This window comes from Pararoseomonas baculiformis, assembly GCF_017813395.1.
GTDB lineage: Bacteria > Pseudomonadota > Alphaproteobacteria > Acetobacterales > Acetobacteraceae > Roseomonas > Roseomonas baculiformis.
The window spans coordinates 24,819-49,466 of sequence record NZ_JAGIZB010000008.1 but is presented as its reverse complement, the minus strand read 5'-3'; the positions used below and the strand labels follow the sequence as shown (position 1 = coordinate 49,466).

Annotated in this window: 19 protein-coding genes and 4 pseudogenes; 11 read left to right on the top strand and 12 right to left on the bottom strand. The window is 67.2% G+C overall.

Annotated features, from left to right (window positions below):
• Positions 1–277: 277 nt before the first annotated feature.
• Both J8J14_RS10020 and J8J14_RS10015 read right to left on the bottom strand, forming a co-directional pair.
• Positions 278–853 carry a carboxymuconolactone decarboxylase family protein gene (locus J8J14_RS10020; RefSeq protein ID WP_209379362.1) on the bottom strand — a complete coding sequence of 192 codons (576 nt, stop codon included), beginning with the start codon at positions 851–853 and terminating at the stop codon, positions 278–280.
• Between the two features lie 25 nt (positions 854–878).
• Positions 879–1,589 (bottom strand): IclR family transcriptional regulator, encoded by a 711-nt coding sequence (locus tag J8J14_RS10015; RefSeq protein WP_209379361.1) that lies wholly within the window; start codon positions 1,587–1,589, stop codon positions 879–881.
• Between the two features lie 266 nt (positions 1,590–1,855).
• Here J8J14_RS10015 and J8J14_RS10010 point away from each other — a divergent pair, with 266 nt between their 5' ends.
• The 6 genes and pseudogenes from J8J14_RS10010 (at position 1,856) to istB (ending at position 7,612) form a co-directional block, all read left to right on the top strand.
• A complete protein-coding gene (locus tag J8J14_RS10010; RefSeq protein WP_209379360.1) occupies positions 1,856–2,812 on the top strand; it encodes a tripartite tricarboxylate transporter substrate binding protein in 957 nt (318 codons plus the stop codon).
• A gap of 26 nt (positions 2,813–2,838) precedes the next feature.
• Complete coding sequence (locus J8J14_RS10005; RefSeq protein ID WP_209379359.1) at positions 2,839–3,639, top strand: SDR family NAD(P)-dependent oxidoreductase; 801 nt, start codon at positions 2,839–2,841, stop codon at positions 3,637–3,639.
• Positions 3,640–3,938: 299 nt separating this feature from the next.
• Positions 3,939–5,000, top strand: a complete 1,062-nt coding sequence (locus J8J14_RS10000; protein ID WP_245215630.1) for a Bug family tripartite tricarboxylate transporter substrate binding protein — start codon at positions 3,939–3,941, stop codon at positions 4,998–5,000.
• A gap of 38 nt (positions 5,001–5,038) precedes the next feature.
• A pseudogene (locus J8J14_RS09995) lies at positions 5,039–5,233 on the top strand (hypothetical protein); the annotation flags it as partial.
• Positions 5,234–5,344: 111 nt separating this feature from the next.
• Positions 5,345–6,867 (top strand): annotated as a pseudogene (gene istA / locus J8J14_RS09990) (IS21 family transposase); the annotation flags it as partial.
• A 2-nt stretch (positions 6,868–6,869) separates the two neighbouring features.
• A pseudogene (gene istB / locus J8J14_RS09985) lies at positions 6,870–7,612 on the top strand (IS21-like element helper ATPase IstB).
• A gap of 216 nt (positions 7,613–7,828) precedes the next feature.
• Here istB and J8J14_RS09980 read toward each other — a convergent pair.
• Positions 7,829–9,613 (bottom strand): sensor histidine kinase, encoded by a 1,785-nt coding sequence (locus J8J14_RS09980; RefSeq protein WP_209379357.1) that lies wholly within the window; start codon positions 9,611–9,613, stop codon positions 7,829–7,831.
• Positions 9,614–10,034: 421 nt separating this feature from the next.
• Here J8J14_RS09980 and J8J14_RS09975 point away from each other — a divergent pair, with 421 nt between their 5' ends.
• Positions 10,035–10,469, top strand: a complete 435-nt coding sequence (locus tag J8J14_RS09975; protein WP_209379356.1) for a hypothetical protein — start codon at positions 10,035–10,037, stop codon at positions 10,467–10,469.
• 144 nt (positions 10,470–10,613) lie between these two features.
• Here the strand turns inward: J8J14_RS09975 and J8J14_RS09970 are convergent, their stop codons facing one another.
• The 4 genes from J8J14_RS09970 to J8J14_RS25605 all read right to left on the bottom strand — a co-directional run bounded on the left by J8J14_RS09970 (position 10,614) and on the right by J8J14_RS25605 (position 15,502).
• Positions 10,614–12,611 (bottom strand): PHA/PHB synthase family protein, encoded by a 1,998-nt coding sequence (locus J8J14_RS09970; protein ID WP_209379355.1) that lies wholly within the window; start codon positions 12,609–12,611, stop codon positions 10,614–10,616.
• A 293-nt stretch (positions 12,612–12,904) separates the two neighbouring features.
• On the bottom strand, positions 12,905–13,870 hold the full coding sequence (locus J8J14_RS09965) for a Bug family tripartite tricarboxylate transporter substrate binding protein (protein WP_209379354.1): 966 nt from the start codon (positions 13,868–13,870) through the stop codon (positions 12,905–12,907).
• Between the two features lie 58 nt (positions 13,871–13,928).
• Complete coding sequence (locus J8J14_RS09960) at positions 13,929–14,693, bottom strand: enoyl-CoA hydratase/isomerase family protein (protein WP_209379353.1); 765 nt, start codon at positions 14,691–14,693, stop codon at positions 13,929–13,931.
• Positions 14,694–14,749: 56 nt separating this feature from the next.
• The gene (locus J8J14_RS25605; RefSeq protein ID WP_209379352.1) at positions 14,750–15,502 is read right to left on the bottom strand and encodes a glutathione S-transferase family protein; all 753 of its coding nucleotides are present in this window, start codon (positions 15,500–15,502) and stop codon (positions 14,750–14,752) included.
• Positions 15,503–15,619: 117 nt separating this feature from the next.
• Here J8J14_RS25605 and J8J14_RS09950 point away from each other — a divergent pair, with 117 nt between their 5' ends.
• Positions 15,620–16,276, top strand: a complete 657-nt coding sequence (locus tag J8J14_RS09950) for a GntR family transcriptional regulator (protein WP_209379351.1) — start codon at positions 15,620–15,622, stop codon at positions 16,274–16,276.
• Positions 16,273–17,256, top strand: a complete 984-nt coding sequence (locus J8J14_RS09945; RefSeq protein WP_209379350.1) for a quinone oxidoreductase family protein — start codon at positions 16,273–16,275, stop codon at positions 17,254–17,256. The genes J8J14_RS09950 and J8J14_RS09945 overlap by 4 nt, the downstream gene beginning before the upstream one ends.
• A gap of 471 nt (positions 17,257–17,727) precedes the next feature.
• Here J8J14_RS09945 and J8J14_RS09940 read toward each other — a convergent pair.
• Both J8J14_RS09940 and J8J14_RS09935 read right to left on the bottom strand, forming a co-directional pair.
• Positions 17,728–18,482: pseudogene (locus J8J14_RS09940) on the bottom strand (integrase core domain-containing protein).
• Between the two features lie 174 nt (positions 18,483–18,656).
• Positions 18,657–19,127 (bottom strand): IS5 family transposase, encoded by a 471-nt coding sequence (locus tag J8J14_RS09935; protein ID WP_209379501.1) that lies wholly within the window; start codon positions 19,125–19,127, stop codon positions 18,657–18,659.
• A 451-nt stretch (positions 19,128–19,578) separates the two neighbouring features.
• Between J8J14_RS09935 and J8J14_RS09930 the strand changes: the two genes are divergently transcribed.
• The gene (locus J8J14_RS09930; protein WP_209379349.1) at positions 19,579–20,379 is read left to right on the top strand and encodes a hypothetical protein; all 801 of its coding nucleotides are present in this window, start codon (positions 19,579–19,581) and stop codon (positions 20,377–20,379) included.
• A gap of 383 nt (positions 20,380–20,762) precedes the next feature.
• On the opposite strand, the gene J8J14_RS09925 is transcribed toward J8J14_RS09930, so the two are convergent.
• The 3 genes from J8J14_RS09925 to J8J14_RS09915 all read right to left on the bottom strand — a co-directional run bounded on the left by J8J14_RS09925 (position 20,763) and on the right by J8J14_RS09915 (position 23,489).
• Positions 20,763–20,924 (bottom strand): hypothetical protein, encoded by a 162-nt coding sequence (locus J8J14_RS09925; RefSeq protein ID WP_209379348.1) that lies wholly within the window; start codon positions 20,922–20,924, stop codon positions 20,763–20,765.
• A 148-nt stretch (positions 20,925–21,072) separates the two neighbouring features.
• Positions 21,073–22,503, bottom strand: coding sequence for a CoA transferase (locus tag J8J14_RS09920; protein WP_209379347.1), 1,431 nt, complete (start codon positions 22,501–22,503; stop codon positions 21,073–21,075).
• Between the two features lie 8 nt (positions 22,504–22,511).
• A complete protein-coding gene (locus J8J14_RS09915; protein ID WP_209379346.1) occupies positions 22,512–23,489 on the bottom strand; it encodes a Bug family tripartite tricarboxylate transporter substrate binding protein in 978 nt (325 codons plus the stop codon).
• A gap of 92 nt (positions 23,490–23,581) precedes the next feature.
• Between J8J14_RS09915 and J8J14_RS09910 the strand changes: the two genes are divergently transcribed.
• Complete coding sequence (locus J8J14_RS09910) at positions 23,582–24,457, top strand: LysR substrate-binding domain-containing protein (protein WP_209379345.1); 876 nt, start codon at positions 23,582–23,584, stop codon at positions 24,455–24,457.
• Positions 24,458–24,648: the final 191 nt, after the last annotated feature.

The window sequence follows — 24,648 nt, the reverse complement described above, 5'->3', positions numbered from 1 at the left end:
GACGCGAAGGCTGTTCGCATCCAGGATCACCGCTCCGCCTCAAGTCGATGCTAGTGCGGCGGCGATGGCGAAATAAGCCGTGCGGTGGACGCTCAGGGCGTGACTCGAGCCTCAAGCCAAGTCTGGCTTTGGAACGGTAAGCGTCACTGGCCAAGTTTGGCATGAAGCTGATGCACGAGGAGCCGGCGCTCACCTCACACGGATCCTCTCTGGCGCGGTCCACCAGTTCATCGGGCGTGCTCAAGGAAGGGAGCGCCGGCTCGGTTCCCACACGGCGTCAGCCCGGCACCGGGTCGCCGGGCTCGGCGCCCAGCTCCGGCGCGAAGGCGTCGGGCATTCCGATCTCGAAGACGTTGAGCGTCATGGAGACGAGGGCGTAATAGCCAAGCACGCCGACCAGTTCGACCAATCCTCGCTCGCCCAGGGTTGAAACGGCGTGGCGGTAGAGTGGCTCCGGCACCCGGCGGGTGCTGAGGAGTGTGGTGGCAATGGCATAGACCACGCGCTCCGCCTCGTCGCGCAGGGCGGGCTCGCGACGTTCGGCGATGGCCTGCACGACGGCAGGATCCATCCCGGCCTTCAGCCCGTCACGCTTATGGACGACCCATTCGTAATGCGCGGTCCAGTGGCGCGCGGTGACGAGGATCGCAAGCTCGCTCAGCCGCGGCTCCAGTGTGGTCTGGTAGCGCAGAAGCTCGCCCAGGCGTTGGGCGCGCCGAGCCATCTCCGGGTTCTTCAGCCAGGCGATCATGGGTGCAGGCACGCGGCCGCGCACGCCACTGATGGCTTCCTCGCAGGCCGCCTGCTCCTCAGGCGTGCGCTCCGCCTCGGGCGTCAGCTCGATCCGGGCCATTCTTGCTCCCTTTCAGCAGGTCACTCTATCTGGCGGCGGCCTGCAGGGGGGCAGGATCGCCGCCCAGGTCGCGCGTCATCGCAATGGCTTCCCGCATCACCAGTGGCGCACAAAGCCCCTCGGTTTCGGCGGTGAAGCGGTAAAGCGGTACGGAAATGCCGATCGAGCCGGCGACCCGGCCGCCAGCGTCCAGCACCGGGCTGGCGATGGCCGCGATCTGCGGCAGGCGCTCCCCATGGCTGATCACGGGCAGCTTCTCTCCATGCTCCAGCGCGATCAGCGAGCGGCCATGGGCACCGCGGCCGAGGGGCCGGGCTTCGCCGATATGGGCGACGTCGCGGACGAGCTGCGGGGAGTCGAGGCGGAACAGGCATCGGCGCTGATCGCCCTCGCGCACGAAGAAGGCCGCGCTTTCGCGGCTTTCCCCGCGCAGCCGTTCCAGCGCGGGCATCACATGGTGCTCGAGCCGAAGGGACCGACGAAAAAGATCGCCAAGCAGCAGGAGGCTAGGCCCGAGGAGATAGCCCCCCGAGGGTAGGCGCTTCACGAAGCCATGGCCTTCCAGCGTAGCGAGAAGGCGCAGGGCGGTGGTCATGTTCAGCCCGGCGCGCCGGGACAGCTCTGTCAAGCCAAGGGGCCCATCCTCCTCCCGGAACGCGCGCAGCAGGACCAGGGCGCGATCCACGGCGCGCACTCCATCGCCCGGCAGCCCGTGGAGCGGAGGGGCGGGGGGCACGGCACGCAGCGACGCGCCGGAGGCTGCGGGTTGCTGAACCGCCGACCTCTCCTCGGGCTGCTTAGGGGTTCGTCGGGGCTGCTTCGCCATGGTGGGAGCCTATGCGTGTCTTCCGCAGTATGGAAGCAACTTGCGCACAGCGGAAGGTCGCGCCTAGGCTGATCGGAACAGGAACGGGAGTAAGCGCCGTGAAAGTGCTGTGGCGCGGTGAGGAGTGCCTCGCAGAGGAGGCCTGCGTCCGACGGCGCGGCCTGATCCGCCTGGGCATGGCTGGCGCGTTAGCCGGGCTTTCGTCCCCGCTCTGGACTGCTGTTGGCCAGACGGCGGAGGGGTATCCTTCGCGGCCGATCCGTGCGGTGGTGCCCTTCACCGCCGGGGGTGGCACGGATGTTGTGGGACGTGAACTCGCGCAGCTCCTGGCAGCGGAACTCGGCCAGGCCGTCGTCATCGACAACCGCCCGGGGGGCGGGACGGTTCTCGGCTCCGATCTCGTCTCGAAAGCGGCGCCGGACGGCTACACGCTCCTGTTGACGACCTCGGCGTTGGCCATCAACGCCTCGCTGGTGAAGAGCCTGCCCTATGACACGGAAAAGGGGTTCTCGGCGGTCGGGCTGATCTGCCACGGCCCCAACGTTCTGGTGGTTCGGCCGGACAGCCCTTATCGCAGCGTGGCCGATATCATCCGCGCCGCGAAGGCCGAGCCTGGGAAGCTGACCTATGGATCCTCGGGCAATGGCTCCGCCGTGCATCTCGCGGCGGAGCTGTTCAAGCTGATGGCCGGGGTGGACATCACCCATGTTCCCTACCGCGGTGCAGGGCCGGCCTATACGGATCTGCTGGGCGGGCGTCTGGACATGGTCTTCGGCACGGCGGGTGGCGTCGCCGCCTTCGTGAAGGGCGACCGGATGCGGGCGCTGGCCGTCACCTCGCCGCAACCCACGCCGGCCTATGAGGGGGTGCCGACCGTCGCGGAAACCCTTCCGGGCTACGAGGCGGAGGTTTGGTACGGCCTGTTTGCCCCCGGTGGCACGCCGGCCCCGGTGCTGGCCCGGCTGAACGAGGCGCTGCGCAAGGTGACCGCCGCGCCTGCCTATCGCTCCCGCCTCGCCGGGGAGGGGCTGACTGTGGCGGTAAACACCCCGGAGGAGATGACGCGGTTCGTGCGCGCCGAGGAAGCACGATGGCGCCGCGTGGTCACCGACGGCCGCATCACCTCCGACTGATGACGCATCGCGAGCACGGAGTGCCAATGTCCAGGGGCAGGTTGGAAGGCAAGGTCGCCATCGTCGTCGGTGCGGGGCAGCAGCCCGGCGAAACCGTGGGAAATGGACGCGCAGTGGCGGAGCGCTTCGCGGAGGAGGGCGCGACGCTGCTGCTGGTGGATATCAACGAGGAATGGGCGGAGGCTACGCGCGCAGCGGTGGCGGCGCATGGAAGGCCGAGTTCGGTGCTGCGCGCTGACATCACGCGGGAGGAGGATTGCGCCGCCATCGCCCGGACATGCGTGGAGCGCTACGGACGGATTGACGTGCTGCACAACAATGTTGGTCGCTCAAAGGGCGATCGCAGCACGGCCGAGATGGATGTCGCGATGTGGGACGCGATCATGGCCATGAATCTCAAGGGCATGTTCATGACCTGCAAGCACGTCCTGCCGCAGATGATCACGCAACGGTCGGGCTGCATCATTAATATCTCCTCGACGTCCTCCCTCTCCGCGCGCCCCACCGTCGCCTACAAGACCAGCAAGGGCGCGGTGAACACTCTGACGCAGCACATTGCCATGGAGAATGCGCGCCACGGCATCCGGGCCAACGTGATCCTGCCGGGGCTGATCGACACGCCCATGGCGATTGAGCGACGGGCGGAGGAGCGCGGCGTGCCTCGCGAGGTCATCCGGGCGGAGCGCGAGGCACTGGTGCCGATGCGGCGCATGGGCACGGCCTGGGATGTCGCGAATGCCGCGCTGTTTCTGGCCTCGGATGAGGCTGGGTACATCACCGGGGTGATTCTGCCCGTCGATGGTGGACTTCTGGAAAAGCGCGGCTGACACCTGCGCTGTCGTTGCGCCATGCTTGGCTTGAGGCGCGTACCCGGGAACTTGGGTCCCGAACTGTCCGCCGCCTGAGCCAAGTAAGGACAAGCCATGGAGAGAGGTCTCTCTTTCCACTGGCTCGTCCGGACAGCGGTTCCGATGTTGTTCATGTCAACACGGTGAAAAGTGCTGCGGACTTAACCGGCAGCCAACATGGGCTGGCGTCCCGTGTGTCGGCCCGGGAGCGCTTGGTTCCTGCCCTGGCCGGGCACCATTGTGACTGCGACCAGTCATTGGAACGGAAACGATTCCCCATGCGGCTTCGCATCGGGCCCACAGAGTTGTGGCCCTATGCGCACGGCTTGCGTATCGTCCGGGCACAAAACTGGAGGAAACGAATGCGAATCACCCGTCGTCTGGCGCTGTCCGCGGCCGCTGCAGCGCCGTTCATTCGCTCTGCCGCGGCACAGGAGAGCTGGCCGAACCGGACAGTGCGCGTCATCGTGCCCTGGCCGCCTGGCGGCTCGACTGACGTGCTGTGCCGGCTCCTCTGTGAGCAGATGCAACAGAAGCTCGGCCAGTCTTTCGTGCTGGAGAACCGTCCCGGCGCTGGTGGCAATATCGGGGCGGACGCTCTCGCGAAGTCCGCGCCGGACGGCTACAGCATGGCGCCGCTGACGCTCGGGGCCTGGCACATCAACCAGTTCCTCTACAGCAAGCTTCCCTATGATCCGCAGCGCGATTTCCAGCCGATTTCCATGCACTGGGAACTGCCGAACGTCCTCGTCGTTTCGGCACAGCATAATCCGGCCAACAACTTCCAGGAGTTCGTCGCCTGGGCGAAGGCGCAGCGCGGGGGGATCAGCTTCGGTTCCCCAGGCGTCGGAACCACCGCGCATCTCAGCGGCTCCCTGTTCGTGAACCGGCTTGGGATCGACGGCACGCATGTTCCGTTCCGGGGCGCGGCGCAGATCATCCCCGCCATGCTGTCCGGCGACCTGACCTGCGCGATGGACAACCTCGCCAGCTATGTGCCTGTGATTCAGGAGGGGCGCATGAAGGCCTTCGCGATCACGGGACCCGAACGCTGGCCGACCTTGCCCAACGTGCCGGTGATGGCAGAGGTGGGTGTCTCCGACTTCGTTGTCACCAGCTGGTGCGCGATGGCCTTTCCCGCGGGCGTGCCCTCCGCAATCGTGGACCGTGCGGCGGCCACGATGCGTGAGATCGGCCAGGACCCGGCGATGCAGCAACGCTTCCTGCGGGCGGGCGCCAGCTGCGTCTGGAGCACTCCTGCGGATGTGAGGGCCCGCGTCGAACGCGAGCGCCCGATGTGGCGGGAGGTGGTGCGGATCTCGGGGGCGAAACTGGACTAGGAGTTTGATCCCCGGGTTTGATGGTGCAGTCTTCCAGCATGCGAGGAAGGACGCGTTATGGGCTAGGTTCAACATGTGAGCGCCAAACGACTGCGGCGGTCCGTCGAGCGATACAGGATAGTGAGGAGAGCCTGAGGGGGCTCGCTAGGCGCTACGGGATCAACCCGGAGACGGCAGCCAAGTGGAGGAAGCGGACCTCCGCTCCCGACCGCCGCACCGGCCCTCAGGAGCCCTGTTGATCTGCACTGAGAGCTGACCTGGGAGGGGTCAGAGTTTTCGCCGAGAAATGACCCGTGTCTGTTCACCTCTCCGGCCGGATGGTCGGGGTTACCGGAGTGATGGACATGGAGTTGTTGAGCGTGATCCGCCGGTGGCATCACCGGGATCGCATCCCGATCCGCGAGATCGAGCGACGGACGGGCCTGTCACGGAACACGATCCGCAAGTACCTGCGGTCGGACGCCGTGGAGGTGCGGTTCAAGGTTCCCGACCGTCCGAGCCGCCTGGACCCGTTCGCCGACAAGCAGTCGGAGTGGCTGCGATTGGAGGCGGGCAAGGGCTGCAAAGGGCGCCGGACGGTACGGCGGATCCACGCCGACCTGGTGGCCCTGGGCTATGGCGGGTCCTACGTCCGGGTTGCGGCCTTCGTCCGGCGCTGGCGGGCGGGACGGGAGGCGGCGCAGCGGACCACGGGGTGTTCGTGCCGCTCGCCTTCCAGCTCGGTGAGGCGTTCCAGTTCGACTGGAGCGAGGACTGGGCAACGGTGGGCGGCAAGCGGCTCAAGCTCCGGGCCGCCCATACCAAGCTGGCGCATAGCCGGGTCTTCGTCATCCAGGCCTACAAGCTGCAGACCCATGAGATGCTGTTTGACGCCCTGGCCGAGGCGTTCCGCGGGCTGGGCGGCGTGCCGCGGCGCGGCATCTTCGACACTATGCGAACCGCCGTGGATCGCGTCGGCGTGGGCAAGGTCCGACAGGTCAATGCACGGTTTCAGGCCATGGCCAGCCACTACCTGTTCGAGCCGACGTTCTGCAGTCCGGCTTCAGGATGGGTCGAGCCCTGGAGCGCCACTGGTCCGAGCGACAGGGCGAGCGGTCAGGTCGAGAAAAACGTCCAGGACCCTCGGCGGCAGATCTGGCAGGTCATGCCGCCCTTCCGCGACCTTCCCGCCCTCAACGCGTGGCTGGAGGCCCGCCGCATCGGGCGCTGGAGCGAGCTCGCCCACGGGGTCCTGCCGGGCAGCGTCGCCGAGGTCCACGCCCGGGAGAGGCCGGGCCTGATGCCGACGGGACGGGCATTCGACGGCTTCGTCGAGCACGCCAAGCGGGTGCCGCCGACCTGCCTCGTACACTTCGAGAGCAACCGCTACAGCGTCCCGGCCTCCTTCGCCAATCGGCCGGTCAGCCTGCGCGTCTACCCCGACCGGCTCCTTGCGGCAGCCGAGGGGCAGATCCTGTGCGAGCACGCCCGGATTGTCGAGCGCTCGCACGATGTCCCCAGCCGCACCGTCTATGACTGGCGGCACTACCTCGCTGTAACGCAGCGCAAGCCCGGGGCGCTCCGCAACGGCGCACCCTTTGCCGAGATGCCGGAGGCGTTCCGCAGGCTCCAGGCCCAGCTCCTGCGGCGGCTGGGGGGCGTGCGGGAGATGGTGGATATCCTCGCCCTCGTGCTGCAGCACGACGAGGAGGCAGTGCTCTGCGCCGTGGAACTGGCCCTTGAGGCCGGCGTCGCCACCAAGACCCACGTCCTCAACCTCTTGCACCGCCTGACAGATGGCCCGAGCACGGCCGCGGTCATCGACGCACCACAGGCTCTCGTCCTCACCCGGGAGCCGAGGGCCGATACCGGGCGCTACGACGCGCTGCCATGCTGCGCGGGCTCAAGATGGACGGCATGGCTCAGGCCGCCGCCGAGCTGGTGGAACAGGGAGCCCCGGCATTCGAGGCGGCCGTGCGGTCCTCTCCCAGCTGCTCAAGGCCGAGATGGCCGAGCGCGAGGTGCGCTCGATCGCCTACCACACGGAAACAGCCCGGTTCCCGGCCTACAAGGACCTGGCGAGCTTTGACTTCGCAGCCAGCGAGGTGAACGAGGCCGCAGTCCGGCAGCTGCACCGGGGCGAGTTCACCGAGCGGGCCGACAACGTCGTGCTCATCGGCGGGCCCGGCACTGGCAAGACCCACATCGCCTCCGCGCCCGGCATTCAGGCAACCGAGCACGGCCGCAAGAAGGTCCGGTTCTACTCCACGACCGACTTGGTGAATGCGCTGGAACAGGAAAAGACCGCGAACAAGGCCGGGCAGCTCGCCGGTCCCCTGCTCCGTCTCGACCTCGTCATCCTCGACGAGCTCGGTTACCTGCCGTTCAGCGCCTCGGGTGGCGCACTGCTGTTTCACCTGCTCAGCCCGCCCTACGAGCGCACCAGCGTGGTCATCACCACCAACCTGAGCTTCAGCGAGTGGGGCGGCGTGTTCGGCGACGCCAAGATGCCAACAGCCCTGCTCGACCGGCTCACCCACCACTGCCACATCCTGGAAACCGGCAACGACAGCTTCCGGTTCAGGAGCAGCTCGGCCGAGCCCAGAAACAGGAGAGCCGAAACACCCGCTTGACCCGCGACCAAAGCCCGCAGGACATATCCCTGCACGGGTCAGTTCTCGATGAAAACCCCGGGTCAGTTCTCAGCGAAACTCAACAAACGCCCCCCGACCGCGATGGATACTCGGCGGACCTGCCGAATTGGAGTAAATGCACCGCGGAACCAGTCATCTGCATCCGTACTTCCTGCCGGCCTCCCCACAACAAAGAGCGGGGAGGGAGAGGCACGATCATCTACCCACGCCCCGCTCCCTCCTGACCGGCGCGCTGAGGCGGTACTCAACCCCTTCCGGCAGGTGCGAGAGTACGGCCTCTCCCTTGAGCTGACGCGGCAAGCCCTGCTCCAGCAGGCGCGAGCCGAAGCCGGACCTGGTCGGCGGGCGCACTTCGGGGCCACCGCGCTCCCGCCACCGAAGTTCCAGCCAGGGCTTGTCGCCGGGGCTCACGTCGCGCAGCTGCCACCTGATCTCGACGAGCCCGCTCTCGACCGAGAGCGCGCCGTACTTGACGGCGTTGGTCGACAGTTCATGCAGGGCGAGCACCAGGGCCTGAGCCTGGTTGGAATCGAGATGTACGCCGCGCGGCCCGGAGATGGAGAGCCGGCTATCACCCTGCCACGGCGCCAGTGCCGCCGCCACGACCGCATCTACGTCGGCACCCTCCCAGTCAACCTTGATCAGGAGGTCGTGGGCCTGCGCCAAGGTGCGGAGCCGCCCCGTCAGGTCGCTGACGAAGCGCTCGGGGTCATCGCCTGACCCGCGCAAGGTCTGTGAGGTTAGCGACTGCACGGTCGCGAGCATGTTTTTGACCCGGTGGTTCAGTTCCGCGACCAGGAGATCCCGCCGCCTCGCTGCTTCCCCGAGTTCCGCGGCCGATTCCTCGGCGGCCGCTGCGCGCCCCTCTGCAGCCCCCTGGGCACGGAGCGCCGACACCAAGCGCCATAGTGCCTGCCGCAAGGTCTCGATCTCCGCGATGCGCTCCGGGGAGGAGGAGGTCGGGACCCCTCCCTGGGACAGCCTGTCCGCGTCCTGCGCCAAGGTCCGTAGCGGCCGTAGGATGCGCCTGGCCAGGAGGAGCGCCAGCAGGGCCGCCACTCCGGCGAGCAGCGCGGATCCGGCCATGTAGCGCAGCGCGGGTCCACGCCATCGCCCCTGAAACGGCTCGAAGGGCGTGACCACGGCAACGACCCATGAGGGAGCGCGCTCCAGGCGCTGGAAGGCCAGCAGGCCCAGGTGCCCTGCCAGGGACTCTTCTCCGCGAATCAGCCCCTCGTCCAGGCCCATGGTGGCCCTCACGAACCATTCGGGCGAGGGCTGGTTGAGAAACCTCGCCTGCTCCGACGATCGGGCCACGACCCGGCTATTGCCGTCCGTCAGTACGGCGAAGCCACCTCGATCCTCGAAATGCTGGCGCTCCAGCAGGGTGGTGAGGCGATCCGGCGTGAAGGCCAGCAGCAGCACGCGCCGCTTCCCGGCCGAAGCGCCGGCGGTGCCGGGAGGAAGGGGCTGGAAGGTGGAGATCACAGGCTTGGCTGCAGTGGCGCCCAGGAACAGGTCGCTGACGAAAGGCTGCCCGGTGGAGATCGCCCGGCCCACGAACGGATCTCCTGCGCCCCGCGGGAGTGGGGCACCCAATGGCAGGCGCGTGTTGAAGACCTGGGTGGAATCCTCCTCGAGCATGGCGACCCATCCGCCGAACGCACGTCCCACGGCCTGAGCCTGGAGATAGGCGTCCGAGATGTTTCCGGCAGCAAGGCTAGGCGAGGCGGCCAGTGTGGAAAGAGCGGTTAGCGCGATCTCCATTTCGCGGTCGATCGCCGTCGCCAGTGCCTCGGCCGTGCTGGCGAGCCCTGCTTCCTCTGAGAGCCGATAGGTCGAGGCAAGCTCCCTCGTCGTAGCCGCGCCGAGCAGAAGTGCAGGGGCGAGCACCAGTCCGACGAGGGCGAAGAGGTAGTCACGCAGGCCCGTGCGCCCCCGCCCCGTCGCCCGGCAGGAAGCGCTATGCTTCGCGCGCATGGGGGCGGCCGCTTCAGGGCCCTCGGTGTTGGTCCTACCCATGCACCTGCTCTGACTCACTCAGTCCTAAAATATGAGGAGCCACGGCCAGGCGGGAGGCCTGCCGCGGCCGACAACGGCGCCCATCCGCTCCCCGGGGCGGGTAGCGGGCTTCTACATGTAAGCCAGACCGACCAGAGATGCGATTTGGTCGTGTGCGATGGCCCCAGGCGCATGGACGCGGCCGATGCAATAGACGGAAGGCGTCCCTAGTGGACATGCTGATTTCAGCCCGGCCGCTTCGTGGCACGTTCTGCGGAAGGGCAGGTCCACCGCCTTCGGCTCCGCCATTCAGGAACGACTTGAGGCAGGAGCCTTTCCAGCATTCCCTCCCGGACGCGGCCGAACTATGGATGGTGCGTTTCTGGCTCAGGGAGTTCCGATGCCCCAGCTTCAAGCTGCAGCAATCCCGTCCCCTATGCGCGCCGCGGGCAGCCTTGAGCTCCTTCCCCTGGACCGTCTCGATGAGGCGGTGCTCGGCGCAGCGGAGAGAATGCGTCAACTTCAGGCCGCGCTCGGAGAACAGGCCCGCCGGGCAGAAGCTCTGGAGCAGCAGGCCCTTGATCTCGAACGGCAACTGGCGGTCGCAGAGGCAAGGCTGGCGGTGGAGATGATGCATTCAGCCGGCTTGACGGCGCAGGCCTCCCATATGCTCGCTTTGGGCATTGAGTCCGACGTGCTCAGTCCGTCGGAACTGGCGCAATACGGCAACGACACTTCGCCCAAGAGCCGCCTGACGGAGGTATATGAGGCGGCATTCGATGCCAAGGGAGCCGAGCTTGGCATTGATGAGCCCGCACGATTCCGGGAGGCATGAGGCTGGCGGCTCAATTTCCGCATCGTCGAGAACGAGGCGAACACAGCCGTGTTGCACCTCATGAGCCGTCGTCGGCATTCGACCCCATCGGCACGATATCCAAAGAACCGCCTGTCCTGCGTTTCTTCAGGCCGCGTCCTTGCCCTATTTCTCTAGGACGTAGCGGCCGGGCGCATCTTCGAGCGGGGGATGAGCCGGGCTGCCCATGGCCGGCGGGGAGGTCTTCGGGCCAGAGCGCTCGCCAAGCCATGTGCTCCAATCGACCCACCAGCTTCCATCCTGCCGCACTGCATTCTGTTTCCACTCGGCTGCCGTGGAAGCGACCGGTGCCTCGGGCGGTGTGGTCCAGTGAACTCCCTTGCCGCCCGGCGGGTTGATGATGCCGGCGATGTGGCCGCTGGATGCCAGCACGTAGCGGACCTTACCACCAACGAGCTGGGTGATCCGCCAGGCCGCGTCCCAGGGGACGATGTGGTCCCGCTCAGCCCCGACGGCATAGATGTCCTGGTGGATGCGGCCGAGATCGATCGGCTCTCCCTTCAGTTGGATCCGGCCCGGTACGATCAGGTTGTTCTCGCGGTAGGTGTTGCGCAGGTACCAGCTATGGGCGGCGCGGGTCATCCGCGTTCCGTCGCTGTTCCAGTACAGCAGGTCGAAGGCCGGGGGCTTCTCACCCATCAGGTAGTTGTTGACCACATTCGCCCAGATCAGGTCGTTTGATCGTAGCAGGTTGAACATGTTCGACATCTCGCGGCTGTCCAGGTAGCCGCGCTCCATCATCTGCTGCTCAATGAGGTCGATGGACTCCTCCCCCATGAACACCGCTGTGTCCCCGACCCGCGAGAAGTCCTGCAGGGAAACCATGAAGGTGGCTGCGTTGAACCGGTCGTCGCCCCTGGCTGCCAGCCATGCGAGCGTCATCGCCAGCAGCGTGCCGCCGATGCAGTAGCCCATCACGTTCACGGCCGGGCTTCCCGTGATCTCGCGCACGACGTCACTGGCTTCGAGAGGCCCGAGGTCCATGTAGTCCTCGATCGTGATGCCATCCATCGATGCGTCAGGATTCCTCCAGGACACCATGAAGACAGTGAAGCCCTGCTCGGTGAGATAGCGCACCATGCTGTTCTTCGGCTGCAGGTCGAGAATGTAGTACTTGTTGATCCAGGGCGGGAGGATGAGCAGCGGCGTCTTATGGGTCTCGGGGCCCGACGGAGCGTACTGGATCAGCTCGATGAGCCTGTTGCGATGCACGACCTTTCCCGGGGACAGCGCGAGATTGCGGCCGGGAGCGAAGGCGGACGTATCCACCAGGCTCAAGCGCCCGGCGGCTAGATCTTTCAGCAGATTGCGTGCCCCATCGGCCAGGCTCGCGCCACCGGTCTCAAGGGCTCGGCGCAGGGCGGCAGGGTTCGAGAACAGCAGGAGGGAGGGACTCATCGCATCCACGAATTGCTGCAGGTGGAAGGTGAGACGCTGCCGCTCCGCTTCGTCCAGGTCATCAGCCTTGCTCTGCTGGAGCAGCCAGTCCGAGGCGAGGAGATAGGCTTCCTTGAGGGAGCGATAGGCAGGGTTGCTGTGCCATTCCGGCGCCGCGAAGCGCTTGTCCGCCGGCCGGCCGGGCGCGCCTGGCGAGGCCGCTTCCGCGAAGCCGAGCCAGCGCTGTCCGGCCCGGTTCCAACTCTCGATCGCCGAGTGCCAAAGATCCGCATTCAGCTTTGCGGCGGAGGTCAGCGCATCGGCCGGGCGCCTCAGATTGCGGAGCCAGACGGTCCGCAAGGCCCGCACCACCTCGGCCCAGTCGACGGGAACGACGTCACGAAGAGGGTTCGCATTCCACATCTGGTCGATGGAACGCATCACCGGATCCCGGGCGAGTTGATCGCCAAACCCCTGTGCAGCACCCCCGAGCAGCCTGTCGGCCAAGGCATCCGGGGGTACGGGGCGCCACATGTCGACACCTTTCCAGGCCGGGCTGGTTGCCGACATCGTCTTCACCCAGGAGGTCCAGAGGCCAAGGAGTGCCTCGGGACCGGACGCAGCAGCAGCCGCGCCGGGCGGGAGCTCCCGTTCCCGATCGCCCGGTGTGGGAGAGGGCGTTGCTTCGGCCTGAAACTTCTTTTCGGTTCCCTTGTCGGAAGGCATCACGCTTCTCCCTGAATGCCGCCTGCCGTGACCGGCGGGCCCCGCCCTTACCCTCACCTGCCTGCCTTCGGGGGCCCTGACCCTCTCCCCGAGCGACAGGTGCCGCGCCGCCCCCGCGGCCTGGTGCGGACGCTTTCCGAGTAAACGCGCGCCGGGCGAAAAGTTCGGGAGGCCAGAGCAGGAGCCTGCGAGGGAGGATTGAAAGGTAAACGAGCCTCCCGCGTGATGTCTGCCACGCACTCCACCGCCCAGCGGAGCGCCGGCGCTGGCAGGAAGCGCTGGCCCGCGCCGCTTCAGTCAGCCTTCAGGCCGATGGCGGCAATGACCGGGCGCCAGCGCTCTGCCTCTGACTTCAGATAGTCGGCAACGAATTGGGGGGTGCTCGCATAGCCCTCCAGCCCTTGCCGGCGGAACTGGGCCGCAATCTCGGGATCTGCGACCGCCTCGCCGACGGCAGCGTTCCAGCGCGCGATGATGGCCGGCGGTGTGCCGCGCGGCGCCAGCAGCATGAAGTAGTTCTCGGCGTTGAACCCGGGCAGGCCGCTTTCGGCGATGGTCGGTACCTCCGGCAGGAAGGTGGCACGGCTGAGCGTTGGAACGGCCAGGGCGCGGATTTTGCCAGCTTCGACCTGCGGAAGGGCAGGGGGCACGGTGGAGAAGGTGAAATCCAGCCGGCCGGAAATCAGGTCTGTCATCAGCGGGGCGCCGCCGCGATAGGGCACGCCCACTGTCTCGATCCCGGCCAACTGGTTCAGGAGCGCGGCGGCTAGCTGTCCCGTGGTGCCAACGCCGCTGTATCCCCAATTCAGCTTGCCTGGTGTGGCCTTGGCCGCGGCGATCAGGTCCGCCACGCTGCGCCATGGACGCTGCGTGGGCACCACCAGGATGGTGGAGGACTGCACCACGGTCGATACCGGCACCAGATCGGCCAATGGGTCGAAGTTCAGGTTCGGGTAGATCGTCGGGTTGATGATCATGGGGCCGATCGTGCCCAGCAGCAGCGTATAGCCATCGGCCGGGGAGCGGATGACAGCCTCCGTCGCGATGTTTCCGCCGGCACCCGGCTTGTTGTCGATCACGATCGACTGGCCCAGCAGCGATGACATCTTGGGCGCGATCGTCCGCATCGCGATGTCCGTGGCGCCTCCAGGGGTGAAGCCCACGACGATGCGGGGCGGCCGATCGGGAAAATCCGCCGCCCGGGCGCTGACGCCGATGAGCAGGGCAGGGGCCGCGAGGGCGAGGCGGCGAGTGATCATTGGGTTTCCTGCCTTGTTTCGTTGTGGTCGGATGTTCGCTGCTGGACCGGCTCGCCGCTCATCGCCCGATAAAGGCCGGCGTTCGCTTCGCCGACCAAGCCGCCCTGCCTTCCTGCAGGTCCTGCGATGCGCGGACCTGGCGCGCGCGAGCGGCCACGGCCTCGTTGTCCATCGAGCCACGAGCAATGTCGTTGAGCGCGGCCTTCATTCCCTGCACCGCCAGCGGTGCGTTGGCGGCAAGGTTCTCGGCCAGAGCCGTGGCGCATGCGGCCAGTGCCTCAGGCGTCACCAGCTCGGTCAGGAAGCCGATGCGTAGCAACTCCTCGGCATCAAGCTTCTCGGCAGTCAGGAACAAGCGCTTCGCGGCGTTGAGGCCGAGCCGGCTGACATAACGCTGCAGCCCGCCGGGATAGTAGTGCAGGCCCAGCCGCGCCGCGGGCATGAACATCGCCATGCCGGTGACGCCAATCCGAAAGTCGCAGGCCAGCGCCAGATCCGTTGAGCCGCCGTAGACGCCGCCATTCAGGGCGCAGATCGTGGGCTGCCGCAGCGCCTCCAGCCGGTCCGCCAGAGCGGCGAAGGAAGTATCGTCGTCGGTCGCGCTGGCCTTGATCTCGCCGATGTTGAAGCCGGAGCTGAACGACCTGCCGGTTGCCGTCAAAATCACGGCGCGCACACCAGTCTCGCTTTCGATCCGCGCTAGAATGTCAGCCAGCACCCGGAGATCGGCAGGCTCGATCCGGTTATGCACCTCGGGACGGTTCAGGCGTATGGTGGCCACCATGCCCTCGATCGTCAGGCTTGGCGCGGTATCTTCCGTCATGGTCGCGTTCCTGTCTGGCACGGATGGTGTCGGGGAGGAACAGATCCCGGCGCTCTTCACGTGACCGCTGCCCCTGAAGCAGGCTCGTCGTCGCGGAAAGGGCCAATGCCCGCACGTGCGAAGGCGGGCCGTGCCTGGACCCGCGCCCACCAGTCGGCGACGCGCGGATGCGCATCGGCCGTCATCTGGTCGGGGGCGATCTCCTCCTCGATCCGCTTGACGAAAGGCACGGCTGCGATGTCCGCGATCGAGAATGAGTTCCCCACCAGCCAGCCGAAGGGCGCCAGTGCCGCCTCCATTCGTCCAAGCAGCGCGACCAGGGTGGCGCGTGCGGCGTCGCGCTCCGCCTCTGTGAAAGGCCGCCTGGCCACTCGGGTCCAGGCCTCCCGCCGCTCGGCGCTGGGGATGCGTTCGAGCCGCGCTGCCAGTTCCTCGTCGGACCATGCGGCAGCGGTCGCCTGGAGGCGGTGCCGCCAGTTGAAGACGATCAGGCTACCGATGCACTCGTCGAAATAGCGCACCCAGTTGCGCATCAGCGCCCGCTCGTAAGGCTCTGCCGGGCGCAGCGGCGGCTCGGGGCAAATTTCGTCCAGGTACTCGCAGATCGTGCCGCTCTCATGGAGAGGGCGGTCACCATGCAGCAGTGTCGGGACCACTCCGTTGGGGTTGATCCGGAGGTATTCCGGCTGGTGGTGCTCCATCGCCGCCATGTCCACCACCCGGCTTACAAAGGAGAGGCCCTTCTCCTCCAGGCATAGCCGTACGCGGCGCGATGCGCTCGACCGCCAGGCATGATGAAGCACGATCACGCCACTTCCTCCCCCAGTTCCTTTTCGCCGGCTTTTGGCGGCCGGTCAGATCGCCGGTGACTAGATCATTCCCTTAATGTATACGCAAGGACGCTATATGGATGCGGAAGGGCGCCGATGGCGAGCCGGACAAGGAGCGCGCTTCTGCGCGCGATCGAGCAGGATCTGGACGAAGGGCGGCTAAAGCCCGGCGACTCACTGGATGAGCAGGGACTGGCCAGCCGCTTCGAGGTATCTCGTACGCCGGCGCGGGAAGCGTTGCTGTATCTGGAAGCCAAGGGCGTGGTGCGGATGGTGCCGCGCCGTGGGGCCGTGGTGCAGGATCTGACGCCCACCCTGGCGCTGGGGATGGTGGAGTTGCTGACTGCCCTCGAATCAGAAGCCGCGGGGCTCGCGGCGCGGCGCATGGTGATGGCGGAGCGGCAGGTGCTGCAACAACAGCATGAGGCGGCCCGACAGATGGCGCAGCAGCTGGATAGCGAAGCCTATATGCGTGCCAACTCCATGTTCCACAACGCAATCTACGAGGGGTCGCGCAACGCCGTTCTGATCGAGCAGTTGCGTGCAACACGCCGCCGGATGCTGACGTATCACCGCAGCAGCCTGAGCCAGCCGGCGCGTGTGCGTGATTCCTGGCAGGAGCATGCGGCCCTACTCTCCGCCATCCTGGCGGGCGATGAGTCCGGCGCGCGCGACGCGATGCGCGAGCATATCCAATCCGGCGGCCGCGTTTTCGCCGACCTTGTGGCCGGGCAGCAGGAGTCACGACCATGAAAGCCAATGTGGTACGTATCCATCGCCATGGCGGCCCCGAGGTGCTGTGCCACGAGACGGTGGACATTCCGCCGCCGGGGAGCGGCGAGGTGCTGATCCGGCAGACCGCCATCGGCCTCAACTACTCCGACATATACCAGCGGCAGGGCGAGGCGGGCCCGCATGACGCCTATCCCTTTCCAATCGTGCTCGGTGGCCAGGGTGCCGGAGTGGTGGAGGCGGTCGGGCATGATGTTGACGGCTTCCGACCCGGCGATCGGGTCGCCTATCTACACCCCGGCGCCTATGCCGACCGGCGGCTCGTGCCGGCGTCGCGGCTCCTGGCGCTGCCGGCAGACATTTCGGACGATGTGGCCGGGGCGGTTCTGTTGCGCGGACTAACGGCCGAGTATCTGCTGCGGCGTTTGTATCGAGTTCGCCCAGGGACGACCATGTTGGTGCATGCCGCGGCCGGTGGCATGGGACTGCTACTGGGACAGTGGGGCAAGGCGCTGGGTGCCCATACCATCGGAACCGTCGGTTCCGCTGCGAAGGTCAGCGTGGCGCGCGCCAATGGCTACGATGCCGTCATCGACACCGGTACCGACGACTTTTCTCCCGCCGTGCTGGCGCTGACCGGCGGAACCGGCGTGGACGTGGTGTATGACGGCATCGGCAAGGACGGTTTTCTGCCCTCCCTCGACTGCGTGCGGGCAATGGGTATAGTGATCAGCTACGGCACGGCGTCGGGCAATGTCGGAATGTTCGACCTGCAGGCCTTGCACCGCAAATCCATTATCGTGACACGGCCGACATTACGCACCTGGATTGCGGCACGTGCCGATTACGAGGCGGCGGCCAGTGCCGTGTTCGATGCACTGCGTGCCGGGATCCTGCGCGGTGAGCCAGCGCGGCGCTATCAACTGGCGGATGCTAGGCGGGCGCATGAGGACCTGCAGGCCCGGCGCACCACCGGAGCCGCCATCCTGGTGCCAGGGTGAAACATAGGCGTGGAGGGCTTCGGCAATGTAGAATGGGATGGCCAGTTTGGCGGCATGATAGAGGGTGCGGCAGATTTGGGATGCTGCTTGGGTGCGCCCATACTGTCCCACTCTCAACAGGTTCCGGCGTGGACGAAGATTACCTCAGTTCATCCTCGGATCTGGAGGAACTGCGACTCCTACTCGGCCGACCTGAAGCGCTGCGCCCGGCGACCTCGCCATCGGGTGCGCTGATGCGAGTTCTTCGCTTGGTTTCTCAGCTACCGGCTGATCAAGGATCGCCTCGGCCACCGCCTGGCCCTGCCACACCAAAGCAGCCGCCTGCCGCAGCCTCGCCACTAACTCATCAGGCTTGTGTCTCTTGCTAGCAATCTCCGTCCTCCTCCTGGTCCTGCCCCGTGAAACCGGTCTGGCTGGAGCGCAGGTGTTTCGGGCTATGAGGCGCTTTGGTTTGGTGGTGCAGGTCCAGCGTTAGCCTTCGACGGCTACGGAGCCCTCTGGCACCCCTGAAGGGCTTGCCAGAGAACGGTATTCCTGCGGCGTCCTCTGGCCAAGGGCCATGTGAGGACGGTTCTGATTGTCGTTGCGGTGCCAGGCCTCGATCTCCCGCCGGACTTCGGTCAGCGTCTCGAACCAGTGCAGGTTCTGGCACTCGGCCCGGAGCCGGGCGTTGAAGGTTTCGATGAAGGCGTTGTCCGTCGGTTTGCCAGGCCGTGAGAAGTCGATCCGCGTGCCATGGTGGTAGACCCAGAGATCGACGAGGTGCCCGGTGAACTCCGCGCCGTTGTCTACGAACAGGTTTGCGGCGCCGGTGCTGCTTGCTGCGCAGCGCCAGGCCTTCCTCCCGGTACAGCCGCCACACCAAGCTCTTGCCCACCGCCCAGCCGTCACGCCGCAGCATCACGCGGAGCCGCCGGTAGCCGTCTCGGATCCTCACCCGGGCCATCTCGTGCATGCGCTGGAGGATCTCGAGGCGGGGATCCCGCGTGCTCGGCTTGCGCTGCGTCGAGCGGTGCTGGCCTGTCAGGGCACAGGCCCGCCGTTCGCTGAGGCCGTGACTCGCCGTCACATAGGCGACCACCTCCTTCATGACCGCGGGCCGGGGCATTTCTTGACAACACATCCTGCAGCACCGCCTCGTCCAGACCGAGCTCCGCCACCGGCAAGCCCAGCTCCGCCTGCTTCATTACTGACACGATCTGCTCGACCAAGAACCGTTTCTTCATGGCCAATCTCCTCATTCATCATGGGGAAATCCGCCGAAAAACTAAAATCTCAGATGGACCACTTTCGCCAGGTCACCTCACCTTCCTTCGCTCCTCTGGCCGTCGGCTTCATCGCCCTTGCCAGCACTGCCTTCGCCCGCCCGGGCCGCACGACGGGCTAGGTAGGGGACTAATTCAGGTCCACTCACTGATGGTGGCGATGAGTGCGAGGCTGGCGAGGCAGTTTCGCGCGAGGCGGTCGTATCGTGTGGCCAGCCTCCGCCAGTTCTTGAGGCGGCAGAAGAGGCGCTCGATGATGTTGCGGCGCCTGTAGGCACGGTGGTCGATTGGGTGGGGCACGGTGCGGGTGGCGGTGGACGGGATAACGGCCTTGATGTGCCTGTCCTTCAGCCAGCGGCGAAGGCTTTCGGCGTCATAGGCCTTGTCGGCGATGAGACGTCGGGGGCGTGCCGCGGCCTGGAGCAGCGGCAGGGCCATGGTGATGTCGGCGACGTTGCCGGGCGTCAGCGCGAGGGCGATCGGGCGGCCGCGATCATCGGCCAGGCGGTGGATCTTGGAGGTGCGGCCGCCGCGCGAGCGTCCGACCGCTTGCGTCCACTCCCCCCTTTTCCGCCTGCCGCGGAGCGGTGGGCTTTCACGTGGCAGGTGTCGAGGCTGAGATCCTGGGGACCATCACCCGTTCCCAATCTAGGCCTGGCCGTCCCGCTGCCCCGTAACCAGTTCGCCCACTGCATCGCCACTGGTCCAGCGAAGGCGGGAGAAGGCGCCAGCTGGAGCACTGAGGACCCGTGCGGATCACAGTCGCCATCGTTGTGCGAGCGGAACACCCGAATGCTCGCGTTTGATAGCACGTCTCCTGAGCCGCGGAAATGCGGTTCAGGAGAATGGGGCAAGGGTGGGGCTGAATAGCCAGAAGCCGCCTGTTCGCTTCAGCATGGCGTGGGAGGAGGCCGAACCGGCACTGACCCGCTACTACAGAGGGCAGTAGCCCCGCTGCCTTGCGGGCCGGCTGCCCTGTGCCGATCACGGCACCGGCTCCGCTTTCGCAGAGATCGGTGATGACTTTCGCCTGCGCGGAGTTCTAGGTTGGCGGGCCATGAAATTCACCGTCAGTCAGGTGCGCCCACTTCCGGAGCTGCCTCCACAGCTTCGCGCGATCATTGGCAACCCGGGGATCGCGGCCGTACTGGAAGCGCGGGCGGCGCAGCGCGGCGAGGCAGCTGTGGCGGTGACGACCGCTGCCGCCGGCGCGACGCCCGGTGCGGCGCGCCTCTCCCTACCGGGCCTGCTCTCTCCGGCATCGCCGGCTGTCGACCCGGACCTGGCCGACAGAAAGCTCGACACGGCCCTTTTTGCGGCCCTCGGCCTCGAGCCGAAGTCGACAAAGCTGTTCCCCCAACTTATGGCGATGGTGCCGCGCGAGCACCAGATGGCCGCGAGGGGTACCCTCGGCGAGTTGGAAAAGGCGGCTCAGGCGGCGGTGGGAAAGGGCGCGTTCGGGGCCGGCGTCTTCCTCTTGGGCGTACCGGATGGGTTCGCGAAGGTGACCGACGGCACGCTCACGCCGACGGCCCGGCTCGCGGCAGGAGGCAAGTTCGCGGCGGGAGCCGTAAAGGCTTTGGAACCCTTCGTGCCAGCGCTTGCTCCGAGCGCGCCCGTGCTCCGTGACAGCCTCATGCTGCTGACCGCGCCAGACGCGCTGGGCAAGGCGCTCGACCCGGATCAGCCGGCCTTCTCCCGCCTAACCGCAGCCGGCAAACTGCTCGTCACTGGCGCGACGCTTGCGGCGCATTTTGTACCTGCCATGTCGCCTTATGCGGCACAGATCAGCACGGTCGGATGGCTCTGTGACGTCGGAGACAAGACCTATGCTGCCTTCGTCGAGGTGTCGAAGTAGGGCGCGGGGAACGCTCCCGACGCGACGCGGCACCAGATCACGTAGTCCAGTGCGGCGCAGCCGACAGCACGGGCGAAGCGGGCTCAGTCGTTGCCGGGCCCCGTTTTACATCCACTTCGGACAGCACGGCCAGACAGGCCGGACGACCGCTCTGGACGCAGGGCCGTCATTGTAGGCTTCGACAGACTGCTGGTGGACGGCGGAGTGTTGCGCGGGGAGGTAGCTGACGACTGTAGCAAGCCCCCTGCACCGCACATTAGCCGTGCTGGTGAGGAGTTATCGCGCCTGATTGCCTGGCGAGAGAAACATGTTGCCGCATCCCCCGTTGCAATCTTCGCCGCCGGTTTCATTGCTGGTGGCATCGCGCTCGGTGGTGTCGTCGCTCATGCCCGCATCACCACGTTGAACTCTGCCATCGCCAGGATCCTGCCGAACACTGAAGGAAGCCTGTTCTGCGTCACGTCGGCCAACGCCGTTCGGCCGATCACGGGGGTGTCCCGGAACAGCAGCGTCAACGCCCCGGGCGGCGTCTCCCAGGGCGTCACGATGCGATGCCCCGCCTGATCCTGGCGGTTCTCGGAGGGAACTTGGGCTGGAAGGCCGGCCTCAATGCTGCCGATCCATCCAGTGAGTTGTCAGTGCAGGGGTGACCAGTGGCGGCTCATCACGCTTGAGCCGCCGCCTGCACAAGGCCTATGCCCGTGGCAGCCAGACCGGCGCGTCGCCTCCGAGGCGCGGCGTTGGGCTGTGCCAGCGGGGCGGTGTCTCCGACATGCGGAGCACCGGGCCAAGGGTCAGGAGGTCGCCGTAGACACCCTCTTCCCGGACCTGCAGCGGCGCGAGCCGATCCTCGGCGAGTACCTCCGGCGCGGACGAGAAGTCCTGCAGCAGACCCTGGCGCTGAAGGAGCATGGCGGATCCGCAGAGAGAGACGTGCACCGCCCAGCTCCCACCCTCCCGCGCGCGGCGGGCCAGGGCGAGCAGGGCGCCATAGGTGGCGAGATAGCCGGTCGTGTAGTCGCAGACCGGCGCAAAGACGAGCTTCGGCTGGCCCGCGCCAATCGCGGCGCCCTGGGTCTCGCAGATGCCGGTGACGGCCTGGGCCACCTGCTCCCAGCCCGCCCGCTCCGCGAAAGGGCCGCCCGAACCGTAGCAGCTAACCGTGACCTGGATGATGCCGGGGCGGAGGCGGACGAGCTCCTCCATGCCGAAGCCGAGCCGGGCCAGCGCGCCCGGGCGGTAGCCGTTCACCACCACGTCCGCCTCCCGCACCAGCTCGGCGAAGCGCGACGCTCCTTCCGCGGTCTTCAGGTCGAGGAAGCAACTGCGCTTGCCGTGGCTGGTGTCGCGCACGTGCTCAGGCGTCTGCGGCAGATCGCGGGCGGTCACCATCAGCACGTCCGCCCCGTGCTCAGCCAGGCCGCGGCTGCCAACGGGGCCGGCGAGGATGCGGGTGAGGTCAAGGACGCGGATGCCGGAGAGGGAACGGTCGCCCGGATGGAAGGCTTCCGGCGCGGAGGGGCCGGTACGCTCCAGCTCGACAACCGGCCGTCCCGCCAGGTAGGCGCCCTGCGGGTGGGCCAGCCACTCCGCCTGCGTTCTGATGGCTCCGCCGCAGGCGCCGGCGGCCGCAATCGCCTCCTCCAGCTCGACGGGATCCCACCCCGCAACGGCGGCGCTGACGGCCTCCGGCGTGCTCTCGCAGCCCAGCACGCCGAGGACGCGGGCGCTGAGGACGGGCAGATTCAGGTGGGGCAGGAACCAGCGGCCGTTACGGGCCCGCCAGGGCTGCGTGACCTTCAGCATGTGCGCCATGGTCTGCGGGATGGGGACGTGGCGATAAGCCCCGTCCTCCCCGCGGGCGCGGGTGTAGTCCACGGTACGGAGGGTGGCCGCGGCCTCATCCAGCCGAACCGCGATCTTCTGGCGGGGGTGTCCGCGCAGCTCCCAAATATCGTTCGCGGCGACCCCGGTGGCGGCCAGCGCCCCGGAGACGGCCGTGCCGATGCGGAAGGGCGTGCGGAAGAAGGGATCCGCGCCCGTGATCGTCACCTCACCCGGAGGGGTTGGGGCGCCGCGAAGGGCCGCGACCTCCTCAAACGCGCCGGGCTTTGTCTGGGCCATGCCGTCCATCAATCCACCTGCATTCCGGATTCCTTCACGACGGGCGCCCACATCGCGATCTCCTGCCGGATAAAGGAGGCGAGGTAGGCGGGGCTGGTATCGGGAGGGACAAGGATGCCCAGCTCGCGGTACCGCGCCTTCAGCTCCGGCTTGGCGAGCCAAGCACGCGCTATGGCGGAGAGCCGGTCCGTGACCGCTTGAGGCATGCGCGCCGGCCCCGCGAGGCCGTTCCAGGAGTTCACGACGTAGCCGGGCACGACGTTGGCGATCGGAGCGACGTCTGGCAGCACGTCCACGGGCCTCTCGGAGGAGACGCCGAGGATCCGCACGCGCTTGCCCTCGTAATGCGGCAGCCCGGCTTGGACGTTGTCGATCACCACGTCCACACGGCCACCGAGCAGGTCCGTCCAGGCCGGGCCGCTGCCGCGATAAGGGACATGCAGCATCTTCATGCCCGTCTTCATGCGCAGCAGCTCGCCCGCCATGTGGCCGGAGGTGCCGTTGCCTGCGGATGCGTAGGTGAGGTCGTCGCCCTTGCGGGCCACAAGCTCCGCCATGCTGCGAATGGGGCTGTCCGCCCGCACCGCCACCACCACGGGCTGCAGGGAGAGGAGAGCGATCGGGGTGAAGTCGGCCAGCGGATCGAAGGGAAGACGGCGGTACAGCGTGGGGTTCACCCCGTGGGTGCTGATCGCGATCGTGCCGATGGTGTAGCCGTCAGGCGCCGCGCGGCTGAGCGCCTCGGCGCCGATGTTCCCTCCGGCTCCGGGACGGTTCTCGATAACAAAGCCCGGCCCGTCCGCAGGGCCGGCCTGGGCGAAGACGAGGCGGCTAACAACGTCCGCGCCGCCGCTCGGCGCGAAGGGGACGATCACTGAGACGGTCTTGGATGGGTAGTCGCCCTGGGCAAGGGCCACGCCCGCGCGGCCGGCGACAAGCGCAGCGGCGGGCAGGGCAAGCGCGTGACGGCGCGAAAAGGGGACCATGTCTCTCTCCCAGGGGTCTCGTTGCCGCCATCTTCACCGGGCGACTTCATGCCTTCAAATACTGTCTTCGAATGTGATCATGGTGCCCAGTTATGATTCTGACCCCGCGCGAGATGGACCTGTTCCGCCATGTCATGGAGCTCGGGACCGTCACCGCGGCCGCCGAGGCGGCTCATGTACGCCAACCTGCCGTGAGCAAGACCCTGCAGCAGGCGGAGGAACGGCTGGGATTCCGGCTCTTCCAGCGGCAGCGGAAGCGGCTAGTGCCGACCACGGAGGCGCAGGCGATGTATCCGGAGGTGGTGGGGGCGCTGGCGGCGATCGACCTCGTGCAGCGGCTCGGGCGGGACCTGCGGGAGGGGCGCACCGGCCTTCTGACACTGGCCACGACCCCGACCCTCGCGCACGGCATGGTGCCGGCGGCCATCAGGCGCTTCCGCGAAGCCCATCCTGGGGTCTCGGTTTCCCTTCGCGCGGGGACAGCGACGGAGGTGATCCGCCTTGTCGTGGATCACCGGGTGGATCTCGGGCTGGTCATGGGCCCGGTGGGCGATTCCCGCGTGCTGGTTCGCGACCTTCGGCGGGCGGAGCTGGGATGCCTGCTGCCGCCCGGGCACCCGCTGGCGGCGAGGGAGGCGCTCACCGCCGTGGATCTCGCCGGAGAGGCGCTGATCTCCGTGGCGCCGCACCAGCCCGGGAGGATGCTGCTGCAACGGGCCTTCGAGGAGGCGGGCGTACCCCTATCTGTTGCCGTTGAGGCCTCCCGATCCTCCATCGCTTGCGCCCTGGCCCAGGCGGGGGTGGGGATTGCGGTGCTGGATGGCTTCGCGCTGATGGGGGCGCAGAGGCAGGGAATGCAGACCCGGCCCTTTCACCCGGCAGTGCCGATGCAGGCGCGGCTCCTGCAATTCCGCCGCCGTGCACCATCCCAACTCGCGCAGTCATTCATGCCGATGCTGGCAGAATGACGAAGCCGGGGAACACCAGCTCACCTGCATTCGGTCCACGAACGAACTTCGGATGCCGCCTTTGGCCGACAGCGGACCGGCCGCGTTCGAAAATCCGACAGGGCAAGCAGACGGCCGAGTTGGGTTCCGGCTGAGCGAGTATGTCGACCTTTGAGCGCGCGAGCCGTGATGACCCCGGCCACCGTGCCGAC

Excerpts from the sequence above, each read along its gene's own strand:
- J8J14_RS09975 (WP_209379356.1), top strand. The coding sequence starts at position 10,035 with ATGCCCCAGCTTCAAGCTGCAGCAATCCCGTCCCCTATGCGCGCCGCG.
- J8J14_RS09970 (WP_209379355.1), bottom strand. The coding sequence starts at position 12,611 with ATGCCTTCCGACAAGGGAACCGAAAAGAAGTTTCAGGCCGAAGCAACG.
- J8J14_RS09980 (WP_209379357.1), bottom strand. The coding sequence starts at position 9,613 with ATGCGCGCGAAGCATAGCGCTTCCTGCCGGGCGACGGGGCGGGGGCGC.
- J8J14_RS09960 (WP_209379353.1), bottom strand. The coding sequence starts at position 14,693 with ATGACGGAAGATACCGCGCCAAGCCTGACGATCGAGGGCATGGTGGCC.
- J8J14_RS09965 (WP_209379354.1), bottom strand. The coding sequence starts at position 13,870 with ATGATCACTCGCCGCCTCGCCCTCGCGGCCCCTGCCCTGCTCATCGGC.
- J8J14_RS10010 (WP_209379360.1), top strand. The coding sequence starts at position 1,856 with ATGGCTGGCGCGTTAGCCGGGCTTTCGTCCCCGCTCTGGACTGCTGTT.
- J8J14_RS10020 (WP_209379362.1), bottom strand. The coding sequence starts at position 853 with ATGGCCCGGATCGAGCTGACGCCCGAGGCGGAGCGCACGCCTGAGGAG.
- J8J14_RS09910 (WP_209379345.1), top strand. The coding sequence starts at position 23,582 with ATGATTCTGACCCCGCGCGAGATGGACCTGTTCCGCCATGTCATGGAG.
- J8J14_RS09945 (WP_209379350.1), top strand. The coding sequence starts at position 16,273 with ATGAAAGCCAATGTGGTACGTATCCATCGCCATGGCGGCCCCGAGGTG.
- J8J14_RS09915 (WP_209379346.1), bottom strand. The coding sequence starts at position 23,489 with ATGGTCCCCTTTTCGCGCCGTCACGCGCTTGCCCTGCCCGCCGCTGCG.
- J8J14_RS09950 (WP_209379351.1), top strand. The coding sequence starts at position 15,620 with ATGGCGAGCCGGACAAGGAGCGCGCTTCTGCGCGCGATCGAGCAGGAT.
- J8J14_RS09920 (WP_209379347.1), bottom strand. The coding sequence starts at position 22,503 with ATGGCCCAGACAAAGCCCGGCGCGTTTGAGGAGGTCGCGGCCCTTCGC.
- J8J14_RS10005 (WP_209379359.1), top strand. The coding sequence starts at position 2,839 with ATGTCCAGGGGCAGGTTGGAAGGCAAGGTCGCCATCGTCGTCGGTGCG.
- J8J14_RS09930 (WP_209379349.1), top strand. The coding sequence starts at position 19,579 with ATGAAATTCACCGTCAGTCAGGTGCGCCCACTTCCGGAGCTGCCTCCA.
- J8J14_RS10000 (WP_245215630.1), top strand. The coding sequence starts at position 3,939 with ATGCGGCTTCGCATCGGGCCCACAGAGTTGTGGCCCTATGCGCACGGC.